At 55.4% G+C, this 26,703-nt stretch carries 29 protein-coding genes; 9 read left to right on the top strand and 20 right to left on the bottom strand.

Annotation, left to right across the window (positions count from 1 at the left end; translation table 11 throughout):
* Window positions 1–90 precede the first annotated feature (90 nt).
* Complete coding sequence (locus LA04_RS22750) at window positions 91–783, top strand: helix-turn-helix transcriptional regulator (protein WP_047653312.1); 693 nt, start codon at window positions 91–93, stop codon at window positions 781–783.
* Between the two features lie 14 nt (window positions 784–797).
* Here the strand turns inward: LA04_RS22750 and LA04_RS22745 are convergent, their stop codons facing one another.
* The gene (locus tag LA04_RS22745; protein ID WP_047653311.1) at window positions 798–1,436 is read right to left on the bottom strand and encodes an acyl-homoserine-lactone synthase; all 639 of its coding nucleotides are present in this window, start codon (window positions 1,434–1,436) and stop codon (window positions 798–800) included.
* Window positions 1,437–1,881: 445 nt separating this feature from the next.
* Here LA04_RS22745 and tam point away from each other — a divergent pair, with 445 nt between their 5' ends.
* On the top strand, window positions 1,882–2,640 hold the full coding sequence (gene tam, locus LA04_RS22740; RefSeq protein ID WP_047653310.1) for a trans-aconitate 2-methyltransferase: 759 nt from the start codon (window positions 1,882–1,884) through the stop codon (window positions 2,638–2,640).
* Window positions 2,641–2,644: 4 nt separating this feature from the next.
* Here the strand turns inward: tam and LA04_RS22735 are convergent, their stop codons facing one another.
* From LA04_RS22735 to LA04_RS22715, 5 genes are all read right to left on the bottom strand, one after another.
* Window positions 2,645–3,835 (bottom strand): cytochrome c biogenesis protein/redoxin, encoded by a 1,191-nt coding sequence (locus tag LA04_RS22735; RefSeq protein ID WP_047653309.1) that lies wholly within the window; start codon window positions 3,833–3,835, stop codon window positions 2,645–2,647.
* Between the two features lie 135 nt (window positions 3,836–3,970).
* Complete coding sequence (locus LA04_RS22730; protein WP_047653308.1) at window positions 3,971–5,269, bottom strand: ATP-binding protein; 1,299 nt, start codon at window positions 5,267–5,269, stop codon at window positions 3,971–3,973.
* Window positions 5,266–6,006 carry a response regulator gene (locus LA04_RS22725; RefSeq protein WP_047653307.1) on the bottom strand — a complete coding sequence of 247 codons (741 nt, stop codon included), beginning with the start codon at window positions 6,004–6,006 and terminating at the stop codon, window positions 5,266–5,268. Before LA04_RS22725 ends, LA04_RS22730 begins: the two co-directional genes overlap by 4 nt.
* Before the next feature lie 44 nt (window positions 6,007–6,050).
* Window positions 6,051–7,046: an alpha/beta fold hydrolase gene (locus tag LA04_RS22720; protein ID WP_047653306.1), complete on the bottom strand. Its 996-nt coding sequence runs from the start codon at window positions 7,044–7,046 to the stop codon at window positions 6,051–6,053.
* A 145-nt stretch (window positions 7,047–7,191) separates the two neighbouring features.
* A complete protein-coding gene (locus tag LA04_RS22715; protein ID WP_047653305.1) occupies window positions 7,192–7,632 on the bottom strand; it encodes a GNAT family N-acetyltransferase in 441 nt (146 codons plus the stop codon).
* Window positions 7,633–7,748: 116 nt separating this feature from the next.
* Between LA04_RS22715 and LA04_RS22710 the strand changes: the two genes are divergently transcribed.
* Window positions 7,749–8,297 carry a GNAT family N-acetyltransferase gene (locus LA04_RS22710; protein WP_047653304.1) on the top strand — a complete coding sequence of 183 codons (549 nt, stop codon included), beginning with the start codon at window positions 7,749–7,751 and terminating at the stop codon, window positions 8,295–8,297.
* On the opposite strand, the gene LA04_RS22705 is transcribed toward LA04_RS22710, so the two are convergent.
* From LA04_RS22705 to sad, 9 genes are all read right to left on the bottom strand, one after another.
* On the bottom strand, window positions 8,285–9,199 hold the full coding sequence (locus LA04_RS22705) for a bestrophin family protein (protein WP_047653303.1): 915 nt from the start codon (window positions 9,197–9,199) through the stop codon (window positions 8,285–8,287). The genes LA04_RS22710 and LA04_RS22705 overlap by 13 nt on opposite strands.
* Before the next feature lie 200 nt (window positions 9,200–9,399).
* Entirely contained in the window at window positions 9,400–10,851 is a 1,452-nt protein-coding gene (locus LA04_RS22700) for a tagaturonate reductase (protein WP_047653302.1), read from the bottom strand.
* Between the two features lie 118 nt (window positions 10,852–10,969).
* Window positions 10,970–11,497 carry a GNAT family N-acetyltransferase gene (locus LA04_RS22695; RefSeq protein ID WP_047653301.1) on the bottom strand — a complete coding sequence of 176 codons (528 nt, stop codon included), beginning with the start codon at window positions 11,495–11,497 and terminating at the stop codon, window positions 10,970–10,972.
* A gap of 82 nt (window positions 11,498–11,579) precedes the next feature.
* Window positions 11,580–12,545, bottom strand: a complete 966-nt coding sequence (locus LA04_RS22690) for a sensor domain-containing diguanylate cyclase (RefSeq protein WP_047653300.1) — start codon at window positions 12,543–12,545, stop codon at window positions 11,580–11,582.
* Between the two features lie 119 nt (window positions 12,546–12,664).
* Entirely contained in the window at window positions 12,665–14,104 is a 1,440-nt protein-coding gene (locus LA04_RS22685) for a sensor domain-containing diguanylate cyclase (protein WP_047653299.1), read from the bottom strand.
* A gap of 113 nt (window positions 14,105–14,217) precedes the next feature.
* Entirely contained in the window at window positions 14,218–14,574 is a 357-nt protein-coding gene (locus LA04_RS22680; protein WP_047653298.1) for a DUF4186 domain-containing protein, read from the bottom strand.
* Window positions 14,574–15,500, bottom strand: coding sequence for a glutaminase B (glsB, locus tag LA04_RS22675; protein WP_023311792.1), 927 nt, complete (start codon window positions 15,498–15,500; stop codon window positions 14,574–14,576). The genes LA04_RS22680 and glsB overlap by 1 nt, the downstream gene beginning before the upstream one ends.
* Before the next feature lie 62 nt (window positions 15,501–15,562).
* Window positions 15,563–17,152, bottom strand: a complete 1,590-nt coding sequence (locus tag LA04_RS22670) for a methyl-accepting chemotaxis protein (protein WP_047653297.1) — start codon at window positions 17,150–17,152, stop codon at window positions 15,563–15,565.
* Between the two features lie 132 nt (window positions 17,153–17,284).
* A complete protein-coding gene (gene sad / locus LA04_RS22665) occupies window positions 17,285–18,673 on the bottom strand; it encodes a succinate-semialdehyde dehydrogenase (protein ID WP_047653296.1) in 1,389 nt (462 codons plus the stop codon).
* A 98-nt stretch (window positions 18,674–18,771) separates the two neighbouring features.
* Between sad and ptrR the strand changes: the two genes are divergently transcribed.
* Window positions 18,772–19,650 (top strand): putrescine utilization regulator PtrR, encoded by an 879-nt coding sequence (ptrR, locus tag LA04_RS22660; protein WP_033145537.1) that lies wholly within the window; start codon window positions 18,772–18,774, stop codon window positions 19,648–19,650.
* Here ptrR and LA04_RS22655 read toward each other — a convergent pair.
* The 3 genes from LA04_RS22655 to LA04_RS22645 form a co-directional block, all read right to left on the bottom strand.
* Window positions 19,604–20,086, bottom strand: coding sequence for a GNAT family N-acetyltransferase (locus LA04_RS22655; RefSeq protein ID WP_047653295.1), 483 nt, complete (start codon window positions 20,084–20,086; stop codon window positions 19,604–19,606). The two genes, ptrR and LA04_RS22655, sit on opposite strands and share 47 nt — an antisense overlap.
* 84 nt (window positions 20,087–20,170) lie before the next feature.
* Complete coding sequence (locus tag LA04_RS22650) at window positions 20,171–20,962, bottom strand: PhzF family phenazine biosynthesis protein (RefSeq protein WP_047653294.1); 792 nt, start codon at window positions 20,960–20,962, stop codon at window positions 20,171–20,173.
* Window positions 20,963–20,989: 27 nt separating this feature from the next.
* Window positions 20,990–21,778, bottom strand: a complete 789-nt coding sequence (locus LA04_RS22645; RefSeq protein WP_047653293.1) for a PhzF family phenazine biosynthesis protein — start codon at window positions 21,776–21,778, stop codon at window positions 20,990–20,992.
* Window positions 21,779–21,955: 177 nt separating this feature from the next.
* Here LA04_RS22645 and LA04_RS22640 point away from each other — a divergent pair, with 177 nt between their 5' ends.
* Entirely contained in the window at window positions 21,956–23,152 is a 1,197-nt protein-coding gene (locus tag LA04_RS22640) for a sugar transporter (RefSeq protein ID WP_047653292.1), read from the top strand.
* A 42-nt stretch (window positions 23,153–23,194) separates the two neighbouring features.
* On the opposite strand, the gene LA04_RS22635 is transcribed toward LA04_RS22640, so the two are convergent.
* Window positions 23,195–23,860 (bottom strand): MarC family NAAT transporter, encoded by a 666-nt coding sequence (locus LA04_RS22635; protein WP_047653291.1) that lies wholly within the window; start codon window positions 23,858–23,860, stop codon window positions 23,195–23,197.
* A 255-nt stretch (window positions 23,861–24,115) separates the two neighbouring features.
* Between LA04_RS22635 and marR the strand changes: the two genes are divergently transcribed.
* From marR to marB, 3 genes are read left to right on the top strand one after another with little or no spacing between them, the layout of a single operon-like run.
* A complete protein-coding gene (gene marR, locus LA04_RS22630; protein ID WP_032647191.1) occupies window positions 24,116–24,550 on the top strand; it encodes a multiple antibiotic resistance transcriptional regulator MarR in 435 nt (144 codons plus the stop codon).
* A 20-nt stretch (window positions 24,551–24,570) separates the two neighbouring features.
* Complete coding sequence (gene marA / locus LA04_RS22625; RefSeq protein ID WP_008502237.1) at window positions 24,571–24,951, top strand: MDR efflux pump AcrAB transcriptional activator MarA; 381 nt, start codon at window positions 24,571–24,573, stop codon at window positions 24,949–24,951.
* A gap of 32 nt (window positions 24,952–24,983) precedes the next feature.
* Complete coding sequence (gene marB, locus LA04_RS22620) at window positions 24,984–25,202, top strand: multiple antibiotic resistance protein MarB (RefSeq protein WP_029741246.1); 219 nt, start codon at window positions 24,984–24,986, stop codon at window positions 25,200–25,202.
* A gap of 31 nt (window positions 25,203–25,233) precedes the next feature.
* Here marB and eamA read toward each other — a convergent pair whose 3' ends face one another.
* On the bottom strand, window positions 25,234–26,139 hold the full coding sequence (gene eamA, locus LA04_RS22615) for an O-acetylserine/cysteine exporter (protein ID WP_047653290.1): 906 nt from the start codon (window positions 26,137–26,139) through the stop codon (window positions 25,234–25,236).
* 193 nt (window positions 26,140–26,332) lie between these two features.
* On the opposite strand from eamA, the gene LA04_RS22610 reads away from it, so the two are divergent.
* Window positions 26,333–26,703: MFS transporter (locus LA04_RS22610; RefSeq protein WP_047653289.1), on the top strand; the 371-nt coding region annotated here is incomplete at its 3' end.

The following is a 26,703-nucleotide window of genomic DNA, read 5'->3' as shown; positions in this document are numbered from 1 at the left end:
ATCTGTTGGCTGGATTAAAATGCGACTCGCTACAGATAACGAAGCATATTATACTTGCTCCTCCACTCGAACAGGAGGCAAGCAACTCACGTGAAGGATACATATTACAACGACATAGCGATCAATACGCTAATTCAGAGTGAGCTGGACGCGTTTTTTGAGGATTTCAAAGGGATCGTCTTCGCCTACGCCATTATGAACAAGAAAGATCCTTCACAGATGCGGATAATCAATAACAGCCCCGAGTGGTTTGATATCTACCTCGACAGGAAATATCAGTTCATTGACCCTGTTATCATTCGGGCTTTGCGCTGTGTTGAAGATTTTTTTTGGGAAAGTGATGTCGTCCTGTCGGATGGTTATAACCTGACGCGCATTTTCAACGAAAGCGTCCAGTATGATATTTACCAGGGGCAGACTTTCCCTCTGCATGACTATCTGAATAATCTTGTTGTATTATCCGTCATCAGTCCAAAGCATTCTGGGATTGATATAGAAAGATATCGGCCACAATTTCTAAGCTTCCTTGTTCAATTGCATCAGAAGACACTAAATCTGTATAGCCAGCATCAACAGAAAAAGAATGTTTTTCTGTCGCCACGTGAGCGACAAATCCTTAAATGGGTCAGCGCCGGGAAAACCTACGCAGAAATTTCTGTTATTTTATCTATTGCTGAACGCACCGTTAAGTTCCATATGGGAAATGTAATGAAAAAGCTCGGTGTGAATAATGCCAGACACGCAATAAAACTCGGAACAGAACTACGGTTACTGGACGACTGAGCCTCAGCCACTGGCTATAAGTAGCGTAAATGCTCCAGCATTTCGCTAAGCCAGTGGCTGGATTTGTCTTTGCTAATAATGTCTTCAATAATGTTGGTGTTGGCAGGCATATAAATATAATAAATAACCTCCCCTTTTTCAGAGACACCGCGCTGAATAACGTCAACTTTCCAGTTTGCATGGCGAAATATGGCATACATGCCACGACTGGCTACTGCGTACATCCCATGATATTTATTCTTTATGCAATACATATTCATCGCAAGAAACAACGCTTTACTGGCAGGCACGCCTTGTAGACTTGCAGAGTCCCGTGTTTCTTTATCTAAAAATAAACGGCTCACTTCACAGCAGGGAACATCTGCTGGAAAAACAATAGGATTATCGAAATAATTGTGAAAGATTTCGCTTATCATTGTCGGCTTCGTCGAATTAATAAATCGCGCGCCGCATAACAGCTGTCCATCATACATACCCAGCAGGTATGTCGTGTTATGGGAATCAAAGCGATCTTTTTCCAGGCCTTCGACGCATTCCACTTTCCAGTCGAGCCGGTCCCGAAAGGTTTTTCTTCTCAGCCGGTAGAGTTCGCGCGCTAATGCTGGTGGTAAATCATCGTAGCCGTGCAAAAAAAATTCAATGACAGAATTCATTCTCTTGTTCCTGATAATAACACCTGAAACTATTATCACCTGTCTTTAAGGACAGCTTTCATTGTGCCGCATATTCCCTATACTTAAAAAGTACCTGACCACAAAGTTCTCGCAAAACTAAGCGGTCAGGAGGTCAAAGACCTACGAAACACCAGGGATATACCCATCGATGATTATCTAATATTTAAAGTTTCGGGTACAGAGCATAAGAAGCACTTTGCCGTTAAAATATTAAAAAACAATAATCATAAAATTATTACAATAAAAGCATTGCCCCTTAATTTTTTAAGGGGTAATATTTCTGTTTTCATGTTTTTTTGCCTCATCTTCGTTTAGTCCACTCTGATGACTTCATCTACGTCTACTCAAACATCCTCGCCGATAGGGTTTTCCGGGCACCTCCCTGTGCTATTCTTGCAGAAGCATGCAAAACGGAGAACAAATAATGGCCGACTGGAATCCCTCTCTTTACCTGCAATATGGCGCTGAAAGAACGCGTCCAGCTGCCGAATTGCTCGCCAGAATTCCTCTGGATGAGGCCGACACTATCGTCGATCTGGGCTGTGGGCCAGGAAACAGTACGGCGCTTCTGAAGCATCGCTGGCCTTCTGCTCACATTACCGGGGTAGATAACTCCCCTGCTATGCTCGTGGAAGCGCGCGCCGCCTTACCTGACTGCCATTTTGTTGAGGCCGATATCCGCCAGTACAAGCCCGGCCAGCCGCTGAGCCTGATTTATGCCAACGCGTCGCTGCAATGGGTTCCTGACCATTACGATCTCCTGCCGCACCTTGTTTCCCTGCTTAAGTTAAATGGCGTGCTGGCGATCCAGATGCCTGACAACTGGCTTGAGCCCACTCACTTAGCGATGCGCGAAGTGGCGCTGGAGCAAGACTACCCTGACCGCGGCCGCGAACCTCTGCCGGGAGTGCATGCCTACTACGATATCTTGTCCGAGGCGGGCTGTGACGTGGATATCTGGCGAACAACTTATTTCCATAAAATGAGCTCGCACCAGGCCATTATTGACTGGGTAAGCGCTACTGGCTTGCGCCCGTGGCTCCAGGAACTGAATGAGAACGAGCAGAAACGTTTCCTGAAACGCTACCTTGAACTGCTGGAAGAGCAGTATCCGCTCCAGGAAAATGGGCAGATACTGCTCGCTTTCCCGCGACTGTTTATTGTGGCTCAACGCCAGCCCTGACGGGTTATGACCGGGCTTCTTTCAGCAGCTGCTGAATGACCTTTTCCTGCTGCGCATAATCTCCTTCGCCAAAGGCGGTATAGCGTAGCTGGCCTTTGGCATCGAAATAGTAATGCGCTGGCCAGTACTGGTTCCCGAAAGCGTTCCAGATTTTATAGTTGTTATCCGTCACCACCCGGTACGGCAGCTGCCATTTATTTACCGCGTTTTTCACCGAGGCGAGCGGTTTTTCCCAGGGGTATTCAGGCGTGTGAACCCCAATCACGACCAGCCCCTGCGACTGATACTTCCTGGCCCAGTCTCGCACGTGCGGAAGCGTATGCTGGCAGTTAATGCAATCCCACGTCCAGAAATCAATCAACACCACCTTCCCTCGCAGGGATTCAGACGTGACAGGGTCACCGTTAATCCACCCTGTTCCGCCGCTTAACGAAGGCAACTGGCTGCTGGGCTCTGCCATCACGACCGGCTGGAGCTTCACCGGCGCGGCTGTGGGTTTCGCCAGCGTCAAAAGTGTTGTCTCCAGACGGTCTGCAACGCCGTTTGCTCCTTTCAGAAGCGAGGTCATTCCTGTCGCGTTAAATACGACAGCCGACAGCATCACCACGCCCGTCCCCTGCCGCAGCTTTTCCATCAGCGCCGATTTAGCTCTTAACGGCGCCATCAGCGTGCGGCCGCCGAAAACGAGCAGGCTCAGCATTAGCGCACATCCGCTACCGTAGGCCGCCAGCAGCGCGCCCGTCGCAATGGCCGAGTGGCCGGCGATATTAATGCTGAAAATGGCGCCCAGTATGGGACCGGCGCAGGGAGACCAGAGCAGCCCCACCGCGAGCCCGGCCAGAAAAGCCGATGCCAGACCGCGCGTTTGCCCGCTTCGGGCATTCAGAATATTGCCCGCGCTGACGGCCGGACCCGCAATACGCTGGGCGAATGACGGAAAAATCAGGGCCAGCGCGGCCGTGGCCAGAATAACAAGGGCGATCCAGCGCCCGACGATAGTTGCCTCTGCGATCCACTCGCTGGCGACGGTGACGGCCATCGCCACCAGGGTGAACATCACGATCATCCCCACGAGCAGGGCCAGAATATGTCGTCGTTGTCCCTGAAAGCCGGCGAACAGGAGTGGAATAACCGGGAGCGTACATGGGCTGAGCAGGCTTATCATCCCGCCCAGAAAAGCGATTACCAGAAACATAGACACCTCACAATACAAGTCCTGCGACGCTGCAGTGAGGCTATTTCATCGTGCGGATGTGTTCAGGATATGTGTAAAAACGCGGGTTTTGTCTGGCTCTGTATCGCCCGGGCCGGGAGATACAAAGCCGTACAATTAACGGCGCGGTAGCGTAATGGAGACATCCAGTCCGCCTCCGGACCGATTCGTCAGGTTGAGCTTTCCTTCCAGCTGAGCGGTGAGCTGCGCGGCAATCGCCAGTCCGAGTCCTGTTCCGCCGGTATCGCGATTGCGGGATGTTTCCACCCGGTAAAACGGCTGTAATACCGCCTCAAGTTCGTCATCGGGTATTCCCGGCCCGCCGTCCGTGATGTGAATCACCACCTCTTCGGAAGACGAATTATCAATGGCAATAACGGCATGCTCACCGAACTTAAGGGCGTTATCCAGCAGGTTGGTCATCACCCGACGAAGCGCCTGGGGACGCGTAACGATCGGTAAACGGGCTTCGCCTGCCTGAAACTGTACGTTTTTACCGATGTCCTGATAATCGCAGGCGATGCTGTTGACCCAGGCGTTCAGCTCCAGCTTCAGCGGAGTCTCTTCCAGCGATTCTGATGACCGGGCATACGCAATACCCTCGCGAACAAGACGCGTCATGCTATCAAGATCGTTCAGGAGCTTGTCGCGAAGTTCAGGTTCACCTGCCATCTCGACGCGCAGCTTCATGCGGGTAATCGGGGTCTGGAGATCGTGAGAAATGGACGCCAGGATCTGCGCGCGCTCCCGGAGATAAGACTGAATGCGCGCCTGCATGGCGTTGAAGGCATGCGCTGCACGCTGCACCTCAAGCGGCCCTTTCTCCGTCATTGGCGTGCTGGCCGCCGGATCCAGCGAATCCACCGCGCGGGTAAATTGTGAAAAAGGCCGCACCACCTGCCGCACGCTAATCCAGGCGCACGCGCCCAGCAGCAGCAGCTGCAGGATCAGGACAACGGGCAGCCAGCTGGCGACCGGCGGCATGCGTGGGATGAGGTCAATGGTCAGCGGCGCGCCGTCGCGCAGCGTCAGATGCGCCTGGATGTGTGAAACGGCGCCGGGAACGGCGGTAAAGCTGAGCGGGTACTGTGTCGCGAGCGTCGCTTTTAAGGTCCGGATGGCGTCCTGCGAACGCTTATCCGTCGGCGCGTTGCCGGGCTCTCCCGGCCCCAGAATATAGCGGTAGTTACCCCGTTCGAGGCGCGGCAGCCAGGCCGCGCGTTCGCTGGCCGGTAAGCGGTCTAAAATGGCGACGCTGGTTGCGACGTCGTTTTCGAGATTGCCGAGCATCACCGTTCTGGCGCTGTGCATTCGTTCAATCATGACCAGCGTCAGGCTCAGGCCGTTAGCCAGCAGCAGGCCGGACAGCACGACGAGCAGCAAGCGGGCCAGCAGCGAGCGAGGCCAGAGCGTCATTCGTTAGCCTCTTTGATGGTGACCGGCATGGTAAACACATAGCCCTCGCTGCGCACGGTCTTGATATAGGCGGGCGTGCGGGCATCTTCATTCAGACGCTGGCGAACGCGGCTAACCAGCAGGTCGATAGAACGTTCAAACAGCTCGGCGTCGCGTCCCTGCGTCAGGTTGAGCAGCTGATCGCGGGTCAGCACCCGCTGAGGATGGTCAAGGAAAACGCGCAGCAGGCGATACTCCGCCCCGCTGAGCGCGACGATCACCCCTTCCGGATCGATTAAGTGACGGGCAACGGTATCGAGCTGCCATTCACCGAACATCACCAGCCGCCCGGCTTCTGTCACCTGCAGATTGGGCGGCATCGTGCGAAAACGCCGTAAAATCGCTTTGATACGCGCCAGCAGTTCGCGGGCGACAAACGGCTTCACCACGTAGTCATCCGCGCCCATCTCCAGACCCAGGATCCTGTCCGTCTCCTCGTTGCGCGCCGTCAGCATCAGGATGGGCAGATCTTTATATTTCCCGACGCGTAGCTCTCGACACAGCGTAAGCCCGTCGTCGCGGGGCATCATGACATCCAGCACCACCAGGTCGATATGCTGTTTATCCAGCACGACGCGCATCTCTTTGCCGTTGGCCGCGCCCGTCGCGCGATAGCCAGACTTAACGAGATAATCGACAATCAGTTCACGAATATCCCTGTCGTCATCGACGACAAGGATATGATCAATATGCTCCACCGAAATCTCCAGACCGAAGGGTAACGTACTGAAAATAGCACATTTCAGAGCTTGTCCGCGTCAACGACGGCCTTGACGAAATCCTGCGGATCTTCCTGAGGCGGATTGTGCCCCACGGTTGCCCCGAAGGTACGATGCTCATATTTACCGGTAAATTTACCCGCGTAGGCCTGCGGTGCCGGATGCGGTGCTCCGTTGTTTCCGCCTTCGATGGTGATCGTTGGAACGGTGATATTCGGCAGCGCGGCCAGTTTTTGCTCGTAGCCGTCGTATTTGCGTTCGCCTTTTTCCAGCCCTAAACGCCAGCGATAATTGCTGAGCGTCACGGCGACGTGATCCGGGTTATCGAGCGATTTGGCGCTGGCGTTGAAGACAGCATCGCTAAATTTCCAGTCAGGCGAGGCCTGAGACCAGATTAAGCGCGCGAAGTCATGCGTGTTTTTGGCATAACCCTCAGCACCGCGCGCTGTGGCGAAATAGAACTGATACCACCACTGCTGCTCCGCTTTTGGCGGCAGCGGCTGTTTGCCAATCTGCTGGCTGCTGATGAGATACCCGCTCACCGACACCAGTGACTTAACGCGCTCTGGCCACAGCGCCGCAACGATATCCGCGGTACGGGCGCCCCAGTCATATCCAGCAAATACCGCCTGCTTAATATTCAGGGCATCCATCAGGTTCACAATATCTTTCGCCATGGCGGAAGGCTGGCCGTTGCGCGGCGTTTTGGCTGACAGGAAGCGCGTGGTGCCGTAGCCGCGCAGAGACGGCACTATTACCCGATAGCCTTTTGCCGCCAGCGCGGGTGCAACCTCGGCGTAGCTGTGAATATCGTAGGGCCAGCCGTGCAGTAAAATTACCGGCTGGCCGTTTTTCGGGCCGATGTCGACATAACCGACGTTCAAATCGCCGGCGTTAATTTGCTGCGGACGATCGAAGGCTGCCGCGAAAGTTGTGCCGGTGACTTCGGCCTGACAGGACATCACTGTGCCAAGAGAAACGGTCAGTGCGAGAGTTGAATACGCGAGTTTGCTAAACATGTTGGTATCTCCGGTTGAGTACAATTCACGGGGATATAACAACACGGCAATGTATAGCGGATATGTGCGAAAGCGGGTTTATTGCAAGCCTGTGTATGTATCCGGGACGCTGATACAGTGTGATACAAACACAGGCGTTGTCGCCTTAAAGGGAGAGGCGATAGCGGACATAATCGTCAGCTTCACCATATTTGTCATAGAGTTTACGTGCCGGGTTATTCTCCCGGGTGACCCAGTAAAGTTTTGACCACCCTTCGCGCTTGCCTTCCTCTATCAGAGCATCAATAAGCGCCTTACCGGCTCCCGCCCCGCGTTCGTCGGCATCAACAAACAGATCTTCCAGATAGCAAACGGGGGCCGTTGACCAGGTTCCTTCGTGCAGAATGCACATCGCGAAACCGATGACCTTTTCATCCTTCTCTACCACGCGGCAGAACATCGTGGAATGCGCTGAGAGCGCCCTTTCCCATGTCGATGCGGTGACGGATTCCTCGAGGTAACAATCATAAAAATGGGTATAGCCATCCCACAGCGGTCGCCATTGGGAATAATCGTCTTCACGTAGAGATCTTACCGTGACAGCCATGTGTTCCTCACATTATTAGTAGTATGGGAAAAGAGTTCACCTGGGATAGAGTGCCGTAAAGATGAAAATACCAGAACGCAAACAAAAGCATAACGCTTAAATAGGGAGATCCGCGGATGACGATACCGACGCTCACGACAGAACGCTTATTGCTAAAACCGCTGGTTGCCGAAGATGCGGCCCAGATTCAAACGCTTTATCCGCGCTGGGAGAGCGTCCGGTATATGGTCTCCTCCGTGCCCTGGCCCTACCCGGACAACGGCGCGGAAAACTATGTCAACAACGTGGCGCTGCCGGATATGGCAAAAGGGATCGCCTGGTTCTGGAGCATCCGTCGTCGCGAGGTGCCGGATGAGTTGATGGGTATTATTTGCCTGTATGACGTCGAAGATAACAACCGTGGATTCTGGTTGGCGCCGGAGTTTCAGGGCCAGGGATACATGCGTGAGGCCAGCATTGCTGCGACGGATTACTGGTTCAATACGCTAAACAAACCCGTATTACGCGCCCCGAAAGCCGCCGCAAACAGCCGCTCCCGGCGTATTTCAGACAGTAGCGGCATGCGGCTTATCAGGACGGAAAAGAAAGCCTACGTCAGCGGCATGCTGGATTCCGAGCTGTGGGAAATCACCCGCGACGAGTGGAACGCCCGTCAGGTCAGCTGATAATACTTATCCGGCATCAGCCTTTCAGGAATGTTGTCTTCATCGTTCATCTGAAGCAGATCGCGTTCCATCATGTTGCAGATGGCGTCCAGCGGCAGATCGTTATCTTCTGTGCCGAACGGGTCTTCCAGCTCTTCCGCCAGGGTGTCCAGCGAGATAAAGGTATATGAGATCAGCGCCGAGACAAACGGCGTCATGTAGTGCAGATCCACAACCAGCGCGAACGGCAGCATGATGCAGAACAGATACACCGTGCGGTGCAAAATCAGCGTATAGGCAAACGGCACCGGCGTAGTCGCAATGCGCTCGCAGCCGGAGAGGACGATGGACATATCGTTCAGACGGTTGTTCAGGCTGTGGAACAGGATGTCTGAAAGCTGCCCATTACGCCGCCGCACGGCCAGCCACTCCCCCATGATCAGTAAAATACGGTTCGCCGGCGAGTTGGCGCTCATCACGTGGCGTAAATCATCCGGAGCAAGATAGCGAGAGAGCTGTTCCGCGTTCAGGTCCCGGCGCAGGGTCATGCGCAGGCAGTTGGCAAAAGCTATCTGCAGGCGGACAAATTCACCCAGGTGCTTATCGTCAGGCAAGGTGTTTTTTACCTCGCGAAACAGCGAGCGTGCCGCTATCATCAACTGCCCCCACAGCAGGCGAGCCTCAACGTAGCGCGAATAACAGGCGTTGTTTCTGAAACCCAGAAAGATAGCGATCGCGACGCCGAGAATGCTGAATGGCGCGACGGTAAATTTGATGCCCAGCGAGGTATACCACGGCAGCATCAGGATAACGGCGATTGAAAGCAGGAAGTTGAGCAGCAGTCGGGTGTAGATTTTGGGAAGTACTGAACCGTGCCAGACAAAAATCAGTTGTAGCCAGTGCTGTTTAGGACGAACAATCATAGTGAGTTTCAGGAAGGAAAAGAGCGTGGCTATTAAACGTGATCTCCCTCACCGTTGCAAGCATGTTAACGAAACATTGAATTCTATGACCTGCCTGGCGATAACCGCACGGTGCTGCATGTTGTTTTAAAAAAAGACCCAATAGTATGTTGTAACTAACATAAGTCGTAGTTAAACCCGGCCGAAGCCGGGTGACGTCATTAGCAAAGAGGTTTCACCGCTGCGCGCATTCCCTTCAGCAGAATAGCATCCAGGTCCAGGGTCACCTGGTCGACGAGACCGGAGATTTGCGTCAGATCCTGTTCCCAGTGCTCGCTCACGCTCAGTACGGACAGCACCAGCTCACGGGTGCTCAACTGCCGATCGCGGTGCTGCGCCCAGAGCTGCTGATAACGTTCCAGCCAGAATGCATCATCCTGCACCGGATAGTTCTCCCCGTTACGTTCCGCGCGGTAAAACGCTATCAATGCAGCCAGCGCGAACTTCAGACGTGCAGGCAATTGTCCGCTTGCCTTATGCCCTGCCAGCAGCTGCGGCAGGATGCGGGTGCGGTATTTGGTCATACCGTTGAGCGCAATGGAAAGCAGCTGGTGTCTGATGTAAGGGTTGCGAAAACGCCCTGTTACCGCGCTGGCGAAAGATTCCAGCTCGTCACGCGGCAGATCGAGCACAGGAATAATCTCCTGATAAATCGCTTTTTCGACAAAGGCGCAGATCTCTGCATCATTCATCGCCTCGCCAACCGTCTCTAACCCTGCCTGGAATGCCACCGGCACCAGCGCCGTATGCGCACCGTTCAGGATTGCGACTTTGCGCTCTTTGTAGGGCCTGATGTCGTCGACAATCAGCACATTCAACGGGTACTTATCCAGACGAAGTTCCTGCGCAAGGGATGCCGGCCCCTGGATAACAAACAGATAGAAATGTTCAGCCGTATCCAGGAAACCATCGTGATAACCCAGCTCAGCCTCCAGCGTGGCCGCTTCGTCGCGCGGGTAACCGGTCACGATACGGTCAACCAGCGTCGAGCAGAAGTTGTTTGCCTCGTTAAGCCACTGGATAAAGGCGGCAGGCAGCGCCCACTCCCGGGCATAGCGCAGGACGAGTTCACGCAGCGCGTCACCGTTGTAGTCAATCAATTCGCACGGAATGATGATCCAGCCTTTATCCGCCGCACCGTTGAAGTGGCTAAAGCGCTCAAACAGCAGTCGAGTTAGCTTCGCCGGGTAGCTCACCGCAGGGGCATCGTCGAATCTGTCCCCCGCGTGGTAGCTGATACCCGCTTCGGTGGTGTTCGAGAAAACAAAGCGCATATCCGGATTGTGCGCAAGTTTCAGGAACGCATCATACTGGCCATAGATGTCGATCTCCCGGTTAACCGAGCGGATAAGACGGCTCTGACTCACCGCTTCACCCTGCCCGTTCAGGCCGCGAATGATTGTGGTATAGAGACCATCCTGAGCGTTCAGCGACGGCGGGAAGTCGCTCTGAATAGGACGGACGATCACCACTCCGGCGTTAAGATCGGTATGTTCATTTAGCAGATCAATTTGCCAGTCTACAAACGCACGCAGGAAGTTGCCTTCACCAAACTGAATAATGCGTTCCGGGTATTGAGCACCGGGAAACTCACGACGGTTGAGCGTGTTCACAAGAGGGTTCCTTTTATGATTAGTCATACAGCCTGATAAGATTGGTACGATAACTTATCAAAACTTAACGACCAGAAACCCTGTTTTGATCAATCCACGGTGTAGTTGTACAAAATAATCATAAGAACTTATAGAACACGGACGTGGCCGTCATGGCGCCGTCCGGCATCAGGGCATAGCGCGGGATCTCCCCCACCTTTTGCCAGCCGGCACGCTGGTAGAACGTCTCGGCACCGCTGCCGGTGGAAGTATCGAGTACCAGAACCGAAATATCTCTGGCCCGCGCCTCCGCTTCAAGCGCTTCCATCAATGCCATAGCGGCACCTTTCCGGCGCGCTTTCTCGTGAACCAGCAGCTTCGCCACATCGGCGCGATGCGGCTGGTTTTCCGGCTGGTCGACGATCAGCTGCACCGTACCGATGACGCCGTCCTGCGGGTCGATACTGGCCAGCACCAGCCGCTCGCCTCGCGCGACGCTTTCGGCAATGCCGAGCCAGAATGAACGAGCCTTATCCAGACTAAAGGGAAGCATAAAGCTGACGGATGCCCCGCCGTTCACACAGTTTTCGAGGATCCCGGCCAGCGCATCTAGGTGGGTGAGAATGTCGTCGCGGGTGAGGTTTTTGATTTGCAGTGAGGTATTCATTGTTTTTCCTTACGTTGAATACCGTCACTGTGCATTTAACATCTTCTTAACGCAAACGGTTCGAACATACGCTTTCGTTATGTTACCGGGCGCGCTGTCGCTGCTGTTTCATGGCATACATCTTTTCATCGGCATCTTTTAACCACTGCTGCAGGTCGTTGCCATTATGATCGAATTCACTGAGCCCCCACGAGAAATGAAGCGACCAGGGATGTAGCCTGCGGGCGTTATAATTTTCTACCTGCTCGGCAAGATACTGCATGGCAATCCAGGCACCCTGCTCATCCGTATCCGCGAACAGCACGGCGAACTCGTCCCCGCCGAAACGCACCAGCAGATCCGCTTCACGGAAAGAGGTGCGCATCAACTGCGCCATCGATTTCAGCGCCTTATCCCCCTCTTCATGCCCGAAGCGATCGTTAATCTCCTTAAAGCGATCCAAGTCCAGCCAGCCGAGCGTGAGCGGCTCAGCGCGACGCCGGGCAACGGAAAGCGTGAACCTCACGAGCTGATTAAAGCCCCGACGGTTGAATAACCCGGTCAATTCATCGGTGGTCGCCGCGCTGATGGCAGCAAATTCATCCTCAGCCAGCGCGCCAAGGTCTCCCAGCACGGCGAGGTCGGCGGCAGAAAACTCGCGGGGAGCGTAATCAATCAGGCACAGCGAGCCAACGCTTGCGCCGTCGCGCAGGCGCAGCGGGAAGCCCGCGTAAAACCGCACGCGAGGCTCACCGGCCACCAGCGGGTTATCCGCAAAACGATCGTCCTGAAGCATATCTCCCACCACCAGCGGTGCTTCGGTGAGGATCGTATGACCACAAAATGAGATATTACGCGGAACGCTGCCGGGCGCCTGACCGTCGGCCGACTTAACGATCAGCGAATGCTCATCAATGAGATTGACCATCGCCAGCGGCACCTGGAAGAAGCGTTTTGCCAGACGCGTTAAGCGGTCAAACGCCGGGGAGCTGTCGATCTCAAGCAGACCTGATTCTCTAAGCGAGTTGAGTCTGTCCGTTTCATTTTCAGGGGTTGCAGGTGCTTTCATAATGTCTCCTGACGTAAAGCGTTACTAAAAGCGTAGCTTAAACAGAGACATTGTCAGCGATCTGACAGCCTGTTAAGCCGCTTACTATTCACGTCAATGCCTTATGACGATTAACGCAGCTATGTTTCACTCCCGGAGGGCGCGGCAATGTGCTCGTCCGCCACCCGGGCGCTGGTACGGTTTCGACCCGCTTTTTTTGAACGATAGAGATGATCGTCCGCTTCGGCCATGAGCTTGTTGAAGACCTCGGTCAACTGCCATGACTCGGCCTTTCCGCTGCCGAGGCCAATGCTGACCGTCAGATAGAGCGTCTGGTTACGCCATGTAAAAGGATGGCTGGCCACGGTGGATCGGATACGTTCAGCCAGTTCAAAACCGTGCTGCGCGTCGCCTGAATTGACCACCACGGCGAACTCTTCCCCGCCCATGCGCGCCACCATGCCGTCTTCACCGACGACCTGCTGCACCTGTCGGGCAAACGACGCCAGCACGCGGTCTCCGCACTCGTGGCCGTAGTTATCATTAATGCTTTTGAAATAATCAATATCCAGCAGCATGACGGTCAGAAAACGCGTGTGCCGGTAGCTTTCTTCATGCTTTAACGCCTCATAAAGCCCGGAACGCGAGTAGACGTGCGTTAAGAAGTCATAATCTGCCCTCAGCGAAACCTGGCGGATCAGGGAATTAATCGCCGCCATGCTGACGGAAACCATCACCGGGCAGATCGCCATCGTGGCGATCCCCAGCCGGGCTGAAAACATCATTGGCGTCGTAAACGGCGTCGCCACGGCAATATTAATAATCGAGTTGGCGACCAGAATGATTTCAGTGGCGCCAGTGACAAACGTCAGCAGGCAGGTCGCCGGCAATGAGTAGCGAACCGCACACCAGATAAGCGCAGGCAGAGGAAATGAGAGGCTCCCCGCGCCGCCAATCACCACCGACGCGACCACCGAGACGATCAACGCAATTACCGGCAGCAGCTGTTCCAGACGTAACCTGAATTCGCGCACGGGCATGCTTATCGTGAGCATACAGGGCACAACAAGCACGCCGGTTGAGAACTGCTCGCTAAACCAGTCGGCAAACAGCGGCCAGAAGGTATGACTATCAATCCCCACAGACCCCACTGCGCCGAGCAAGGCACAAAGCAGCGCGGCAATCAGACAGTAGTTAAACAGGCGTAATGCGTTAAGCGGATCGGGGGTTTTCTTCATCAGCCGCTTGTCGCGTTGAACCAGCACGGCGACAACGACGATAAAGATCATGTTAGACAGGTTGATCGTCACTGAGGCCAACCCCCAGTTGGTCGTTACCGCGTCGTACAACAGCATCGCGACATAACATACCGCATAGTAATGCAGGCGATTCAGATAAACAAAGCGGGCGAAGATCCCTGCCATGACGCCATTCAGCGGCCAGAACAGCGACAGGGCCTCAATGAGCCGTAATTCCGCGCCCACAAAATAGAATAAGGTGGTAAGGATGAAGATCGTCGCTGCATTTCGCAGCGGCGTGTCAACCTGGAACGGCCTGATAGCGGTAAGAGCAGAACGCATTAAATATCATTCCATATGAGAGCTTATGGCAATTATTGCGGTCGTCAGCACGATCTGGACTAACTTGGGATGCATCTATAACACAAATACTACTGGAGCATAACTCGTCAAATTTAGGCGTTCATCTGCAGCACCAGCCAGTGGTGGATAACGCTGACGATATAATTTTGTTGCGGCGCCGTGAGCGTTACACCCTGTGGAATATTGTGCCACTTTGCCAGACAGCCCCGACAACAGGTGGCGGTGGCATGCTGGGCGATAAACACCGGGTGTCCGCGCATGGGCGTCTGTTTACCGTCGTTTGCGGGGTGCGCGGGCGCCAGGCGCTTTTCGACAAAATCCGCGGCGTGCCGGTCAATGGTTTCGGGGCCTTTGTCCCAGCAGTACTGTCGTTCCTTATCGCCTAACCGAAAGCGCGAGCGAAATGTCGATCGCGCCAGGCGGGAAAAGAGAGGATCCAGTTCGGACATCAGTATACGGAACGTCCCAGGCGCTGGGTCAGTTTCTCCAGAACCGCCACGCCGGCAAGTGAATTTCCCGTTTCATCCAGTTCCGGGCTCCAGACGGCTATCGCCATTTCATGCGGTACAATCGCCACGACTCCGCCGCCGACGCCCGATTTAGCCGGAAGTCCAACGCGCCAGGCAAACTCACCGGCGTTTTGATACATCCCGCTGGTGGCCATCAGCGCGTTAACCTGCCGGGCCTGAAGCGGAGAAACCACCTCCTGATCGAGATGCGGCGCGTGCCCCTGGTGCGCAAGGAACAGGAACGTCTGGGCCAGCTCAACGCAGCTCATTTTCAGGGCGCAGTAATGGAAGTAGTTTTGCAGCACGGTCGCCACGTCGTTGTGGAAATTACCAAAGGATTTCATCAGCCACGCGATAGCCGCGTTACGGGCGGAGTGTTCAAACTCCGAGCGTGCCACCACCGCATCATAAGCAATATCGTCAACGCCCGAGAGCTGGCGAACAATCTCCAGCATTCGCTGACGCGGTGCGCTGAGGCGGCTTTGCAGCATATCGCAGACCACCAGCGCTCCGGCATTGATAAAGGGATTTCGCGGTTTACCCTGTTCAATCTCGAGCTGAAGCAGCGAGTTAAAAGGCTGGCCGGAAGGATCTTTACCCACGCGCTGCCAAATCTCTTCTTCTTCATACTGGCGCATCGCCGCAACCAGACTGAGCACTTTCGAAATGGACTGAATTGAAAAACGTTCGGTCGCATCGCCTGCCTGGTATCGCTGTCCGTCGATGGTACAGATAGCAATCCCCAGCTTATTCCCGCTCACCGAGGCAAGGGCCGGAATATAGTCGGCAACCTTCCCCTTTCCAATTAACGGACGAACCTGCGCCAGAATCTCGTCCAACATCTCATTATGGATGACCGCAGCCACACTTTGCTCCTTGCCCTCAGGCTAAAACGGGCTGCGAGTATAACAGAGGCTTATGTATTGCGTCAGGCGCTAAGACGAAAACGCGAAACGGCCTGCAATAAAAGATCGGATTGCTTTTGCAGCCGCTCTGAGGCATCCGAGGCGTCTGAGACCAGCAGGTCCGTCTGACGGGAGACCTGATTCAGCGCCTGAAGCTGGCGCGTCATCTGGTGAATACTGTCTCCCTGGCTGAGCGTGGCGGTTGAGATATCATTAAGCAAACTGCTTAAATTGCCCACCAGACCGGTGACCTGCTGCAAATTTTCTTCCATCAGGTTAACGGCGCGGGAACCGTCTTCAATGCCCTGCAGCGAGCGGTTGATCAGCTCCTGAATGGTCTGCGTCGAGTGGCTGCTCTTTCTGGCCAAAAGACCGACCTCCCGGGCGACGACGGCAAAGCCGCGCCCCTGGTTTCCGGCATGAGCCGCCTCGATGGCCGCGTTCAGCGCCAGGATGTTGGTCTGAAACGCCACGCTGTCGATCATCGCCACGATCCCGCGCATCTCAGAAGATCGGTCAACGATCGCCTGCATGGACGCATTCACGGTAGACATCATTCGATCGCCGCCCACGGCCGCCTGACGCGCCTCATCGGCACGCGAGCTGGCGAGCCTGGCATAGCCGGTATTCCCTTCCACATGGCTTTCCAGCGCCGCAATATGCGCCGTCACATCCTCAAGCTCTTTTGCCTGGCGCGCTGACTGCTGATACAGCTTCTGGTTACCCTGCGCAAGGGTGTCAATATTCTCCACCATCGTGGCGGTGGCATGGCTGACCTGCGTCACCAGCTGCTGCAGACCGTGCTGCATCGTCGCAATACTGTCGCTAAGCTCCCCTATTTCCCGGTTGAAGCGCATGACGTTCGGCGGCGTGCCGGAGAGATCCCCTGCCGCCAGCCGGTTAATATGCGCGATCAACCGACGCAGCGGCGTAATCACCCATCTGGACATGCCGAACCAGACGACAACCGCGATGGCGAGCAACAGCACCGGCGCAAACAGGAACAACGTTTGCAGGCCGGAGAGCTGCGCCATTAAGCTCTGGCGCCCCTGCATGGCCTGCTTCTCGCTTGCCTGCTGATAGCGCGCATAGTTGTCGTTAAAATCAGACTGAAACGCCTGAGCCGGTACGGCAAAAAAAGCGTCGATGGTGTTGGTCTTAATCAGAGCTTCAGCCTGCTCGTTGATCGCGCCGTAGAAAAGCTGATAGCTGTTCACCAGGGCGTCGTCTTTCGGCGGATTCAGCGCCAGCCAGGCCTTCCACGCCTGCTGAGAAACCGCCAGCGCCTTTTGCGCATCGTCCATCAGGCTATGCCAGCTCCCGTCGGATCCGGTCTCTTTATCCTGCATAAACCAGACGCCGGAGCGGTTAAGCAGATCGCTTGCCGCCAGCAGGGAAACACGAGCAAGATCCAGCTTGCTCTGCTGCTGCCAGGCCAGCAGGTTTTGCTGCTCGTTGCGCTGGGCGTCGTTCAGGGAGGCGTTAAGCAGGAATGAGGAGGAGAGCTGCAGCGCGGAGAAAAGGCCAATAATGCAAAAGATACCCGTCAGCAGGCCAAAGTGACGAGGAGTGAGACGCTGCGCAATACGGCGAAAAATTTGCGTTAGGTTCATGATTATCTTCATTAACAATGCGTTAGACGCGTGCGAGTCTACGAAATGAAAATGACAGAACCATTGCAGATAAATGACAACGGCCCTCGTGATGAGGGCCGAAATCACTGGCGGGTGCCGCCGGGTGAAAAACTACACGCGATCCTTCCACACCGTCTGCACGTTACAGAACTCGTGCAAACCAAAGCGGGAAAGCTCGCGTCCAAAGCCGCTTTTCTTCACGCCGCCGAAGGCTACGCGCGCGTCGCTGGCGCTAAAGCCGTTGATAAACACGCCGCCGCATTCCAGTTCGCGGGAGAATTTATCCGCAAGCGCTGCGTCAGCGGTAAAGACGGTGGCGGACAGGCCAAAGTCGCTGTCGTTGGCAAGCGCCAGAGCGTGCTCCGCGTCTTTTGCGACAGTCACGGCCGCGACCGGACCAAACAGTTCCTGGCGGAACGCCGTCATCGACGGGGTAACGTTGGTCAGCACGGTTGGCGCATAATAATTGCCCTCTCCGCTGATTTTCTCTCCGCCCAGCAGCAGCGTTGCCCCTTCGGCCAGGGTGGCCTGCACCTGCTGATGCAGTTCATCGCGCAGGTCATAACGCGCCATCGGGCCCAGGTAGTTCTCTTCTGCTTCCGGCGTGCCCATCTTTAACGCGGCGACGGCGTCGACGAAGCGGCGGGTAAAGGTATCCGCAATCCCCTCTTCCACAATGAAGCGTTTGGCCGCCGCGCACACCTGCCCGGTATTCTGGAAGCGCCCCGCCACCGCCGCCTTCACGGCAAGATCCAGGTCGGCATCGTTAAGTACGATGAACGGGTCGGAGCCACCCAGCTCAAGCACGCATTTTTTCAGCGCGGCTCCTGCCTGCGCGCCAATGGCCGCACCGGCACGCACGCTGCCGGTGACGGTCACCGCCGCAATACGGCGATCGTTAATCGCCTGGCTTACGCCGTCATTAGTGGCGTTCACCCAGCCGAATACGCCTTCAGGGAAACCGGCATCCGCAAAGATCTGCGCAATCAGCTCCGCAGAGCCGAGCACGTTTGGCGCATGCTTAAGCAGATAGCTGTTACCTGCCAGCAGAATCGGTACCGCGCCGCGCAGCACCTGCCAGAGCGGAAAGTTCCAGGGCATCACCGCGAGAATCGGCCCCAGCGGACGGTATTCAATGACCGCGTTGTGGTTTTCCACAAGCGTAGGCTCCGCACGCAGCATCGCCGGACCGTGCTCGGCATACCAGTCGCACAGACCGGCGGATTTTGCCACTTCCGCCCGCGCCTGCAGGATGGGTTTCCCCATTTCACGGGAGATGGTCTGCGCCATCTCTTCTGCGCGGTTTCGCAGCGCTGCGCCGAGATCCCGGAGCTTCTGCGCCCGGTGGGACACGCTTTCGCGTCGCCACAGGCGATATCCCGCGTCAGACTGAGAAATCGCGCGTTCAACCTCTTCCGGCGTCGCCCAGGCAACGGCGCCGAGAGTTTCCCCCGTTGCCGGGTTAACGGACAGGGCATGTGTAGCAGATGAATATTTCATGATGTTCTCCACGCATTTCGGTTGATTCATTGTGGCTCACTCTGCTATTTCTTAAAAATGAATAATACTAACCACCTTATTCACGAAACGAGAATGCTATGGACTTAACCCAGCTTGAAATGTTTAACGCCGTCGCGCTGACGGGCAGCATCACCCAGGCGGCGCAGAAGGTGCATCGCGTGCCGTCCAACCTGACGACCCGCATCCGCCAGCTGGAAGCCGATCTTGGCGTTGAGCTGTTTATTCGTGAGAACCAGCGTTTGCGCTTATCTCCCGCCGGGCATAACTTCCTGCGCTACAGCAGGCAGATCCTCGCCCTGGTGGATGAAGCGCGCATGGTCGTCGCGGGTGATGAGCCGCAGGGGTTATTTGCCCTCGGCGCGCTGGAAAGCACCGCCGCGGTGCGCATTCCCGAAACGCTGGCGCAGTTTAACCAGCGCTATCCGCGCATTCAGTTTGCCCTTTCTACCGGGCCTTCCGGGACGATGATTGATGGCGTACTGGAGGGCACCTTAAGCGCCGCCTTTGTCGACGGGCCGCTGTCGCACCCGGAGCTGGAGGGCATGCCGGTCTACCGGGAAGAGATGATGCTAGTCACGCCTGCCGGGCACGCCGAGGTTGCACGCGCCACGCAGGTTAGCGGCAGCGACGTTTACGCATTTCGCGCGAACTGCTCGTACCGTCGACATCTGGAAAGCTGGTTTCATGCGGACAGAGCCACGCCTGGCCGCATTCATGAGATGGAGTCCTACCACGGCATGCTCGCCTGCGTCATTGCGGGCGCGGGCATCGCGCTGATGCCGCGCTCGATGCTGGAGAGTATGCCGGGACATCATCAGGTTGAAGCCTGGCCGCTGGCGGAAAACTGGCGCTGGCTTACAACCTGGCTGGTGTGGCGGCGCGGGGCGATGACCCGCCAGCTGGAAGCTTTTATAGCGCTGCTAAACGAACGTCTTCAACCAGCGCCTTCTCCATAAACAGGCTGAGCGGATCGTCAGCGTACGGGGCAAACGCCGGCCGCAAATCATATCCGCACTGCTCGTACAGGCGAACCGCGGCGCGCTGTTTGATGCCCGTCTCCAGCCTTACCGTGTGGCAATGACGGCTCAGGGCCTCATCTTCCAGAGCGGCCAGCAGCGTCTCGCCCAGATGCTGCCCGCGATGGGCCGGATCGATATAGACCCGCTTCATCTCCCCCGTTCCGTCGCCGTTGAGCACGATGGCCCCGCAGCCTACGGCGTGCAGCTGCTGGTCACGAATGACCATCAGGATCAGCGAAGCTTCCGGCAGCGCGGACAGGTCGAGAAGATGATTGCTTTCGGCGGGATAGAGTTCGCTCTGGTAGCGGTCAAGCGCCGCGATCAGCGTGAGAATGTCCGGATGACGTGCAGATTCAGAGGTAATGGAATACATGGCAGGCTCCTTGCTGTTTTTATATCAACATAGCTCAGGCCTGCCGGGGTGGTTCATAGTATTAACTTATAGCGCGTCTCTCAGCTAGCGCAGGAAGATTCGCCCTTTCAGGTACAGCGTAGCCTGGCCGCCAATCAGCACGCGGTCGCCCTTCAGCTCGCAGCGCAGATCCCCGCCACGGTATGACACCTGGCGGGCATTGAGTGACGTTTTGCCCAGCTTTTCGCTCCAGTAAGGGATCAGCATGCTGTGGGCGGATCCGGTGACCGGATCTTCCGGCACCCCTTCGCCCGGGCAGAAGAAGCGGCTGACGAAGTCATATTCTTCTCCCGGCGCCGTCACGCAGACCATTTTATCCAGCGGAAGCATGGCCCCAATATCCGGCGTTAACGCTTCAATCTGCTGCTGGCTCTCCAGCACCACCATGTAATCGCGTCCGACACGCACCTCTTTTGCCTCCGTGATGCCCAGCGCGCTAAACAGCAGCGCAGGTGGGTTCTCGACAACTTCCGTTGACCACGCCGGGAAGTTCAGCGTCAGCCAGTCGCCGCTGCGCTTGACGGTCAGCTCGCCCACGAAGCGGGTGGTGAAGGTGATTTCGGTATGCGGATAATCAAGGTATTCGAAAATGACGTGCGATGCGGCAAGCGTGGCGTGACCGCACAGGTTAATTTCATCCAGCGTGGTGAACCAGCGCAGCTCAAACCCGCCGTCGGTGCGCACGAAAAAGGCGGTCTCAGACTGGTTATGCTGCTGCGCCATTTTGAGCAGCGTCTCGTCCGGCAGCCACTCTTCCAGAGGACATACCGCTGCGGCGTTGCCGCCAAAGGTTTTATCGCTGAAGGCATCCACCAGATAAAAATCAATTTCCTGCATTGTCTCTTCCTCTCTTGTTATGGGTTTTTAGCGCAGAAAAAATGTGCCTTTCAGATAAAGCGCGGCCTGCCCGCTCATCAGCACGCGCGAACCTTTCAGCTCACAGCATACATCGCCGCCGCGCGCGGAAACCTGACGGGCAAACATCGTGGTTTTGCCCAGATTTTCGCTCCAGTACGGGATCAGCATGGTATGTGCGGAGCCGGTAACCGGGTCTTCCGGGACGGAAACGCCCGGTGAGAAAAAGCGGCTGACAAAATCATATTCCCCCTGTCCGCGTGCCGTAACGCTCACCTTATGCTCGCCTGGCGTCATCGCCGAGAAGCGCGGCGCAAGCGCTTCAACCTGCTGGCGATTGTCCAGAACGATCAGCCAGGCGCGCCCTTTACGGGCTTCAACGTAGCGGCTGATACCCAGCGCCGAGAGCATCTCCGGCGGGGGTGTCTTTTCATGGGTTGGACATGCCGGGAAGTCCAGCGTCATCCACTCCCCCTCCCGGCTGACCGTCAGGCGGCCAGAGGCGGTATCAAAGTGGATCCGCGAATCCGGGTAATCCAGCTCGGTAAACAGCACGTGCGCGGCCGCCAGCGTAGCGTGGCCGCAGAGATTGACTTCGGTAAGCGTGGTAAACCAGCGTAGCTCAATGCCCCCTTTACTGCAGACGAAAAAAGCCGTTTCCGACTGATTATGCTGCTGCGCCATTTTCAGTAAGGTCTCATCGGGTAACCATTCCTTAAGCGGGCAAACGGCGGCCGGATTTCCGCCAAACGAGGTATCGCTGAACGCATCTACCAGATAAAAATCAATCTCCTGCATTGTCTTACCGCCTGTTTTTATTGTGTTGTTCTTTTATATTCAATGAAAACAGCGTTCCCGGCTACCGCTTTCATAAGGTAAATATTGAGATCTGAGTCACATAATGGTTGAGTTTTCGCCGTTCAACGTTTTAAGATCGTCTCCTCTTCTTTTCAGCAACGAATCTCCGACATCCCTATGACAACGAACACAGTTTCCCGCAGGGTTGCGTGGCTACGCGTGGTCACGCTGGCCATTGCCGCGTTTATTTTTAACACCACAGAATTTGTTCCGGTTGGGCTGTTGTCTGACATCGCTGAAAGTTTCCAGATGGAAACGGCTCAGGTGGGCATTATGTTGACTATCTACGCCTGGGTAGTCGCGCTGATGTCCCTGCCGTTTATGCTTTTGACCTGCCAGATGGAGCGGCGCAGGCTGCTGATCGGTCTGTTTGTGCTGTTCATCGCCAGCCATGTCCTGTCGTTTATGGCGTGGAATTTTACGGTGCTGGTTATTAGCCGCATCGGCATTGCCTTTGCCCACGCGGTGTTCTGGTCGATCACCGCGTCGCTGGCTATTCGACTCGCACCGGCGGGGAAACGCGCCCAGGCGCTGAGCCTGATTGCTACCGGTACCGCGCTGGCGATGGTGCTGGGTCTGCCGATTGGCCGCATCGTGGGGCAATACTTCGGCTGGCGCACGACCTTCTTCGCCATCGGCATGGGCGCGCTGGTTACGCTGGTGTGCCTGATTAAGCTGCTGCCCGCGCTGCCGAGCGAACATTCCGGCTCGCTGAAAAGCCTGCCGCTGCTGATGCGTCGCCCGGCGCTGCTGGGTATCTACCTGCTTACCGTCATTGTGGTGACGGCCCATTACACGGCGTACAGCTACATTGAACCTTTTGTGCAGGTGGTGGCGGGCTTTAGCGCCAACTTTGCCACCGTCTTACTGTTGATCCTCGGCGGAGCGGGCATTATTGGCAGCGTGCTGTTCGGCAAGCTGGGTAACCGGCACGCCTCGACGCTGGTGAGCAGCGCTATCGGTCTGCTGCTGGCCTGCCTGCTGCTGCTGATGCCTGCCGCTGGCAGCGAAAGCCATCTGGCGATCCTCAGCCTGTTCTGGGGCGTGGCGATCATGATTATTGGTCTGGGCATGCAGGTGAAAGTTTTGGCCCTGGCGCCGGATGCAACGGACGTCGCCATGTCGCTGTTCTCAGGGATTTTCAATCTGGGGATTGGCGCGGGCGCGCTGGTGGGAAATCAGGTAATACTGCACGTATCGATGTCGGCGATTGGCTATCTCGGCGCCATTCCGGCCCTGGTAGCGCTGGTCTGGTCGGTGCTCATCTTCCGTAAATGGCCGGTGGCGCTGGAGGAACAGGGTCAGCACGGGTGAGGGTTGTTTGTGACGGGTGGCGCAACGCCACCCGGCAATGACTTAATGGTAGGTCTTAATAATTTCCAGCACGCCGTTAATAATAAACTGCACGCCCATACAGACCAGCAAGAAGCCCATCAGACGGGAAATCGCCTCGATACCGCCCTTGCCTACCCAGCGCATGATGGCGCCGGAGCTGCGCAGCGACGCCCACACGATAACCCCGATAATCGCAAAAATGAGCGGCGGCGCAACCGTCAGCACCCAGTCCGGGAAGGTTGCGCTGTCCCGCACCGTTGAGGCGGAGCTGATGATCATCGCGATGGTACCTGGCCCCGCCGTGCTCGGCATGGCAATCGGCACAAAGGCGATATTCGCACTCGGTTCGGTTTCCAGCTCTTCGGACTTGTGCGTGGCCTCCGGCGACTCATGCGCTTTTTGCGCCGGGAACAGCATGCGGAAACCAATAAAGGCCACAATCAGCCCCCCGGCGATACGCAGGCCGGGAATGGAGATCCCGAAGGTGTTCATCACCACCTGTCCGGCGTAGTAAGCCACCATCATGATGGCAAACACATACACGGAGGCCATCATCGACTGATGGTTGCGTTCGGCGCTGTTCATATTCCCTGCCAGCCCGAGGAACAGCGCCACCGTCGTTAACGGGTTTGCCAACGGCAGCAAGACCACCAGCCCAAGGCTGATTGCTTTTATTAAATCCAACATAGTGCGTTGTCGTCCTTATCCATATTTAACCCAGCAATTATAGGGTGAAAGTGTGACATTCAGCCATGGTCACAATGTAAGGATTATTTCCCTCCCGGAATGATAACTGACAGTTATCTATATGATTTGAAAGACCTCAAAAAAAGTTCATGAAACGTTTTAGCAATTCGTGGCATCGGCTGACTCATTCAGTTGACTTATACTTGCCTGAGCAATAATATCTGCCGTGACTAACTACTTGCCAGGGCAACCATTGTGAAAAGCACCAGTGATATCTTTAACGACGTTGTTCCGCTGGGTCGTCTTATTCATATGGTCAATCAGAAAAAAGATCGCCTGCTCAATGACTACCTGTCACCGCTGGATATCACCGCAACACAGTTCAAAGTGCTGTGTTCCATTCGCTGCGAAGTGTGTATCACGCCGGTTGAGCTGAAAAAGGTGCTCTCTGTCGATCTGGGTGCGTTAACCCGCATGCTCGATCGTCTCGTCTGCAAAGGATGGATAGAACGAAGCCCTAACCCGAATGACAAACGCGGCGTACTGGTGAAGCTGACCAGCGATGGCGCTGACATGTGCGAGCAATGTCATCAATTAGTAGGACAAACACTGCATCAGGAACTAACAAAAAACTTAACGGCAGATGAAGTGGCAACCCTTGAGCTTTTGCTGAAGAAAATCCTGCCGTAAACAGAAAAAGAGGTATGACGATGTCCAGACGCAATACTGACGCTATCACCATTCATAGCATTTTGGACTGGATCGAAGATAACCTGGAATCGCCGCTCTCCCTTGAAAAAGTGTCAGAGCGTTCAGGTTACTCCAAATGGCACCTGCAACGGATGTTCAAAAAAGAGACCGGTCATTCATTAGGTCAATACATTCGCAGCCGCAAGCTGACGGAAATTGCCCAGAAACTGAAAGAAAGCAATGAGCCGATCCTTTATCTGGCGGAGCGTTACGGATTTGAATCGCAACAAACCCTGACGCGTACCTTCAAGAACTATTTTGACGTGCCGCCTCATAAGTACCGAATCACCAGCGTGCCGGGCGAATCCCGATACCTGTATCCGTTAAAACACTGTAGTTAATCATCGCCTGTAAAGACGTAACCGAGGAAATCATGAAAGTTACCGCCTCCGCCGCCCTCGCCTTGCTGGTGCTCTTCTCCAGCCAGACCTTCGCGGAGCAAACCCCTCGTGCAACGCAGCAAAATAATCCTGATACGATGATTTTGCCGTCAGCACATGACCAGTCGCCTTATGATTTCAACCATATGGGTGCTGGTAGCGACAAATCCGACGAATTAGGCGTGCCTTATTATAATCAGCACGGCCTCTGATTCGTTTTTGCCCCGCAGACGCGGGGCTTTTTTATGCCTTTTCGCTTACCCGCGTCGCCCGACGAACCCGCAGGCCAAACACGTTAATGTATAGCCCGGCCATGATCAGCACGGCGCCAAACAGCTGCAGCGCGCTCAGCGTTTCATCCAGCAATATCGCCGCACTGGCAAGCCCCACCACCGGCACGAGCAGGGATAACGGCGCCACGCGCCAGGTTTCATAACGCCCCAGCAGCGATCCCCAAATCCCGTAGCCCACAATGGTGGCGACAAAGGCCAGATAGACAAGAGAAAGGATCGTGGTCAGGTCTATCTCAACCAGGCTGTTCAGCATCACATCTGGACCATCAAGAATAAACGACGCCACCATAAATGGGATTATCGGGATCAGCGCGCTCCAGACCACCAGAGACATCACCTGCGGGCGCGCCTCGTGCTGCATAATCAGCTTGTTGAAGATATTCCCGCATGCCCAGCTCAGCCCCGCCGCCAGCGTCAGCATAAAGCCGAGCAGTGCCACATGCTGACCATTCAGGCTGGCTTCAATGAGCACCAGAACGCCAAACACCGCCAGCGTAATGCCCGCCAGCTGTTTTCCCTGTAATCGTTCGCCAAACACGAAGGCGCCGAGAATAATGGTAAAGAACGCCTGCGCCTGCAGCACCAGCGAGGCAAGACCGGCCGGCATCCCGAACTTGATGGCGCAGAAGAGAAAGGCGAACTGGCCAAAGCTGATGGTCAGGCCATAGCCCAGCAGCAGTTTTAGCGGGATCTTCGGACGGGCGACGAAAAAAAGTGCCGGGAAAGCCACCAGCAAAAAACGCAAACCGGCCAGCATCAGCGGCGGCATGTTGTGCAACCCCAGCTTGATGACCACAAAATTGAGCCCCCATACTACGACCACCAGCAACGCCAGCAGCCCGTCTTTACGCGTCATACCCTGCCCCTGAATTATTAATTATTTGTTAACACTTCAAGGTAACAGAAAAAAGCGCGCCGCGAGAAGATCATTAATTCTGGCAGTCAGGCGAAGCACTTACGGATAAATTGGGCGCTATACAAGCCCCTTATGTCGTGATAATCCTTTTAGGACACAACATAAAAAGCATAAGCAATTGTCGGGCAGGAATATGAAACCATCTCTCAGGCGCTCAACCGCAGCGCTGCTGGCGTCGTCATTGTTATTAACCATCGGTCGGGGGGCAACGCTGCCGTTCATGACCATTTATCTCACGCGCGTCTACAGCATGAGCGTCGAGAATATTGGTTATGCCCTGACGATTGCGCTGACTATCGGCGTGGTGTTCAGCCTGGGATTTGGCATTCTTGCCGATAAGTTTGATAAAAAGCGCTACATGCTGATCGCGATCGTGGCCTTTATCGCCGGCTTTGTCGCGATCCCGCTGGTGGATAACGTCACGCTGGTGGTGCTGTTCTTTGCGCTGATCAACTGCGCCTATTCCGTCTTTTCGACGGTGCTGAAGGCCTGGTTCTCCGACGT

The sequence above is a fragment of the Enterobacter sp. UCD-UG_FMILLET genome (assembly GCF_000762975.1).
Taxonomy (GTDB): domain Bacteria; phylum Pseudomonadota; class Gammaproteobacteria; order Enterobacterales; family Enterobacteriaceae; genus Enterobacter; species Enterobacter dykesii.
Note: the sequence above shows the minus strand (reverse complement) of the source record. Positions and strands in the feature narration are given on the sequence as shown.

What these genes read in the sequence shown, in the direction of transcription:
- LA04_RS22745 (WP_047653311.1), bottom strand. Translation starts at nt 1,436, where the DNA reads ATGAATTCTGTCATTGAATTTTTTTTGCACGGCTACGATGATTTACCA.
- tam (WP_047653310.1), top strand. Translation starts at nt 1,882, where the DNA reads ATGGCCGACTGGAATCCCTCTCTTTACCTGCAATATGGCGCTGAAAGA.
- LA04_RS22735 (WP_047653309.1), bottom strand. Translation starts at nt 3,835, where the DNA reads ATGTTTCTGGTAATCGCTTTTCTGGGCGGGATGATAAGCCTGCTCAGC.
- LA04_RS22730 (WP_047653308.1), bottom strand. Translation starts at nt 5,269, where the DNA reads ATGACGCTCTGGCCTCGCTCGCTGCTGGCCCGCTTGCTGCTCGTCGTG.
- LA04_RS22720 (WP_047653306.1), bottom strand. Translation starts at nt 7,046, where the DNA reads ATGTTTAGCAAACTCGCGTATTCAACTCTCGCACTGACCGTTTCTCTT.
- LA04_RS22715 (WP_047653305.1), bottom strand. Translation starts at nt 7,632, where the DNA reads ATGGCTGTCACGGTAAGATCTCTACGTGAAGACGATTATTCCCAATGG.
- LA04_RS22710 (WP_047653304.1), top strand. Translation starts at nt 7,749, where the DNA reads ATGACGATACCGACGCTCACGACAGAACGCTTATTGCTAAAACCGCTG.
- LA04_RS22705 (WP_047653303.1), bottom strand. Translation starts at nt 9,199, where the DNA reads ATGATTGTTCGTCCTAAACAGCACTGGCTACAACTGATTTTTGTCTGG.
- LA04_RS22695 (WP_047653301.1), bottom strand. Translation starts at nt 11,497, where the DNA reads ATGAATACCTCACTGCAAATCAAAAACCTCACCCGCGACGACATTCTC.
- LA04_RS22690 (WP_047653300.1), bottom strand. Translation starts at nt 12,545, where the DNA reads ATGAAAGCACCTGCAACCCCTGAAAATGAAACGGACAGACTCAACTCG.
- LA04_RS22685 (WP_047653299.1), bottom strand. Translation starts at nt 14,104, where the DNA reads ATGCGTTCTGCTCTTACCGCTATCAGGCCGTTCCAGGTTGACACGCCG.
- LA04_RS22680 (WP_047653298.1), bottom strand. Translation starts at nt 14,574, where the DNA reads ATGTCCGAACTGGATCCTCTCTTTTCCCGCCTGGCGCGATCGACATTT.
- LA04_RS22670 (WP_047653297.1), bottom strand. Translation starts at nt 17,152, where the DNA reads ATGAACCTAACGCAAATTTTTCGCCGTATTGCGCAGCGTCTCACTCCT.
- sad (WP_047653296.1), bottom strand. Translation starts at nt 18,673, where the DNA reads ATGAAATATTCATCTGCTACACATGCCCTGTCCGTTAACCCGGCAACG.
- ptrR (WP_033145537.1), top strand. Translation starts at nt 18,772, where the DNA reads ATGGACTTAACCCAGCTTGAAATGTTTAACGCCGTCGCGCTGACGGGC.
- LA04_RS22655 (WP_047653295.1), bottom strand. Translation starts at nt 20,086, where the DNA reads ATGTATTCCATTACCTCTGAATCTGCACGTCATCCGGACATTCTCACG.
- LA04_RS22650 (WP_047653294.1), bottom strand. Translation starts at nt 20,962, where the DNA reads ATGCAGGAAATTGATTTTTATCTGGTGGATGCCTTCAGCGATAAAACC.
- LA04_RS22645 (WP_047653293.1), bottom strand. Translation starts at nt 21,778, where the DNA reads ATGCAGGAGATTGATTTTTATCTGGTAGATGCGTTCAGCGATACCTCG.
- LA04_RS22640 (WP_047653292.1), top strand. Translation starts at nt 21,956, where the DNA reads ATGACAACGAACACAGTTTCCCGCAGGGTTGCGTGGCTACGCGTGGTC.
- LA04_RS22635 (WP_047653291.1), bottom strand. Translation starts at nt 23,860, where the DNA reads ATGTTGGATTTAATAAAAGCAATCAGCCTTGGGCTGGTGGTCTTGCTG.
- marA (WP_008502237.1), top strand. Translation starts at nt 24,571, where the DNA reads ATGTCCAGACGCAATACTGACGCTATCACCATTCATAGCATTTTGGAC.
- marB (WP_029741246.1), top strand. Translation starts at nt 24,984, where the DNA reads ATGAAAGTTACCGCCTCCGCCGCCCTCGCCTTGCTGGTGCTCTTCTCC.
- eamA (WP_047653290.1), bottom strand. Translation starts at nt 26,139, where the DNA reads ATGACGCGTAAAGACGGGCTGCTGGCGTTGCTGGTGGTCGTAGTATGG.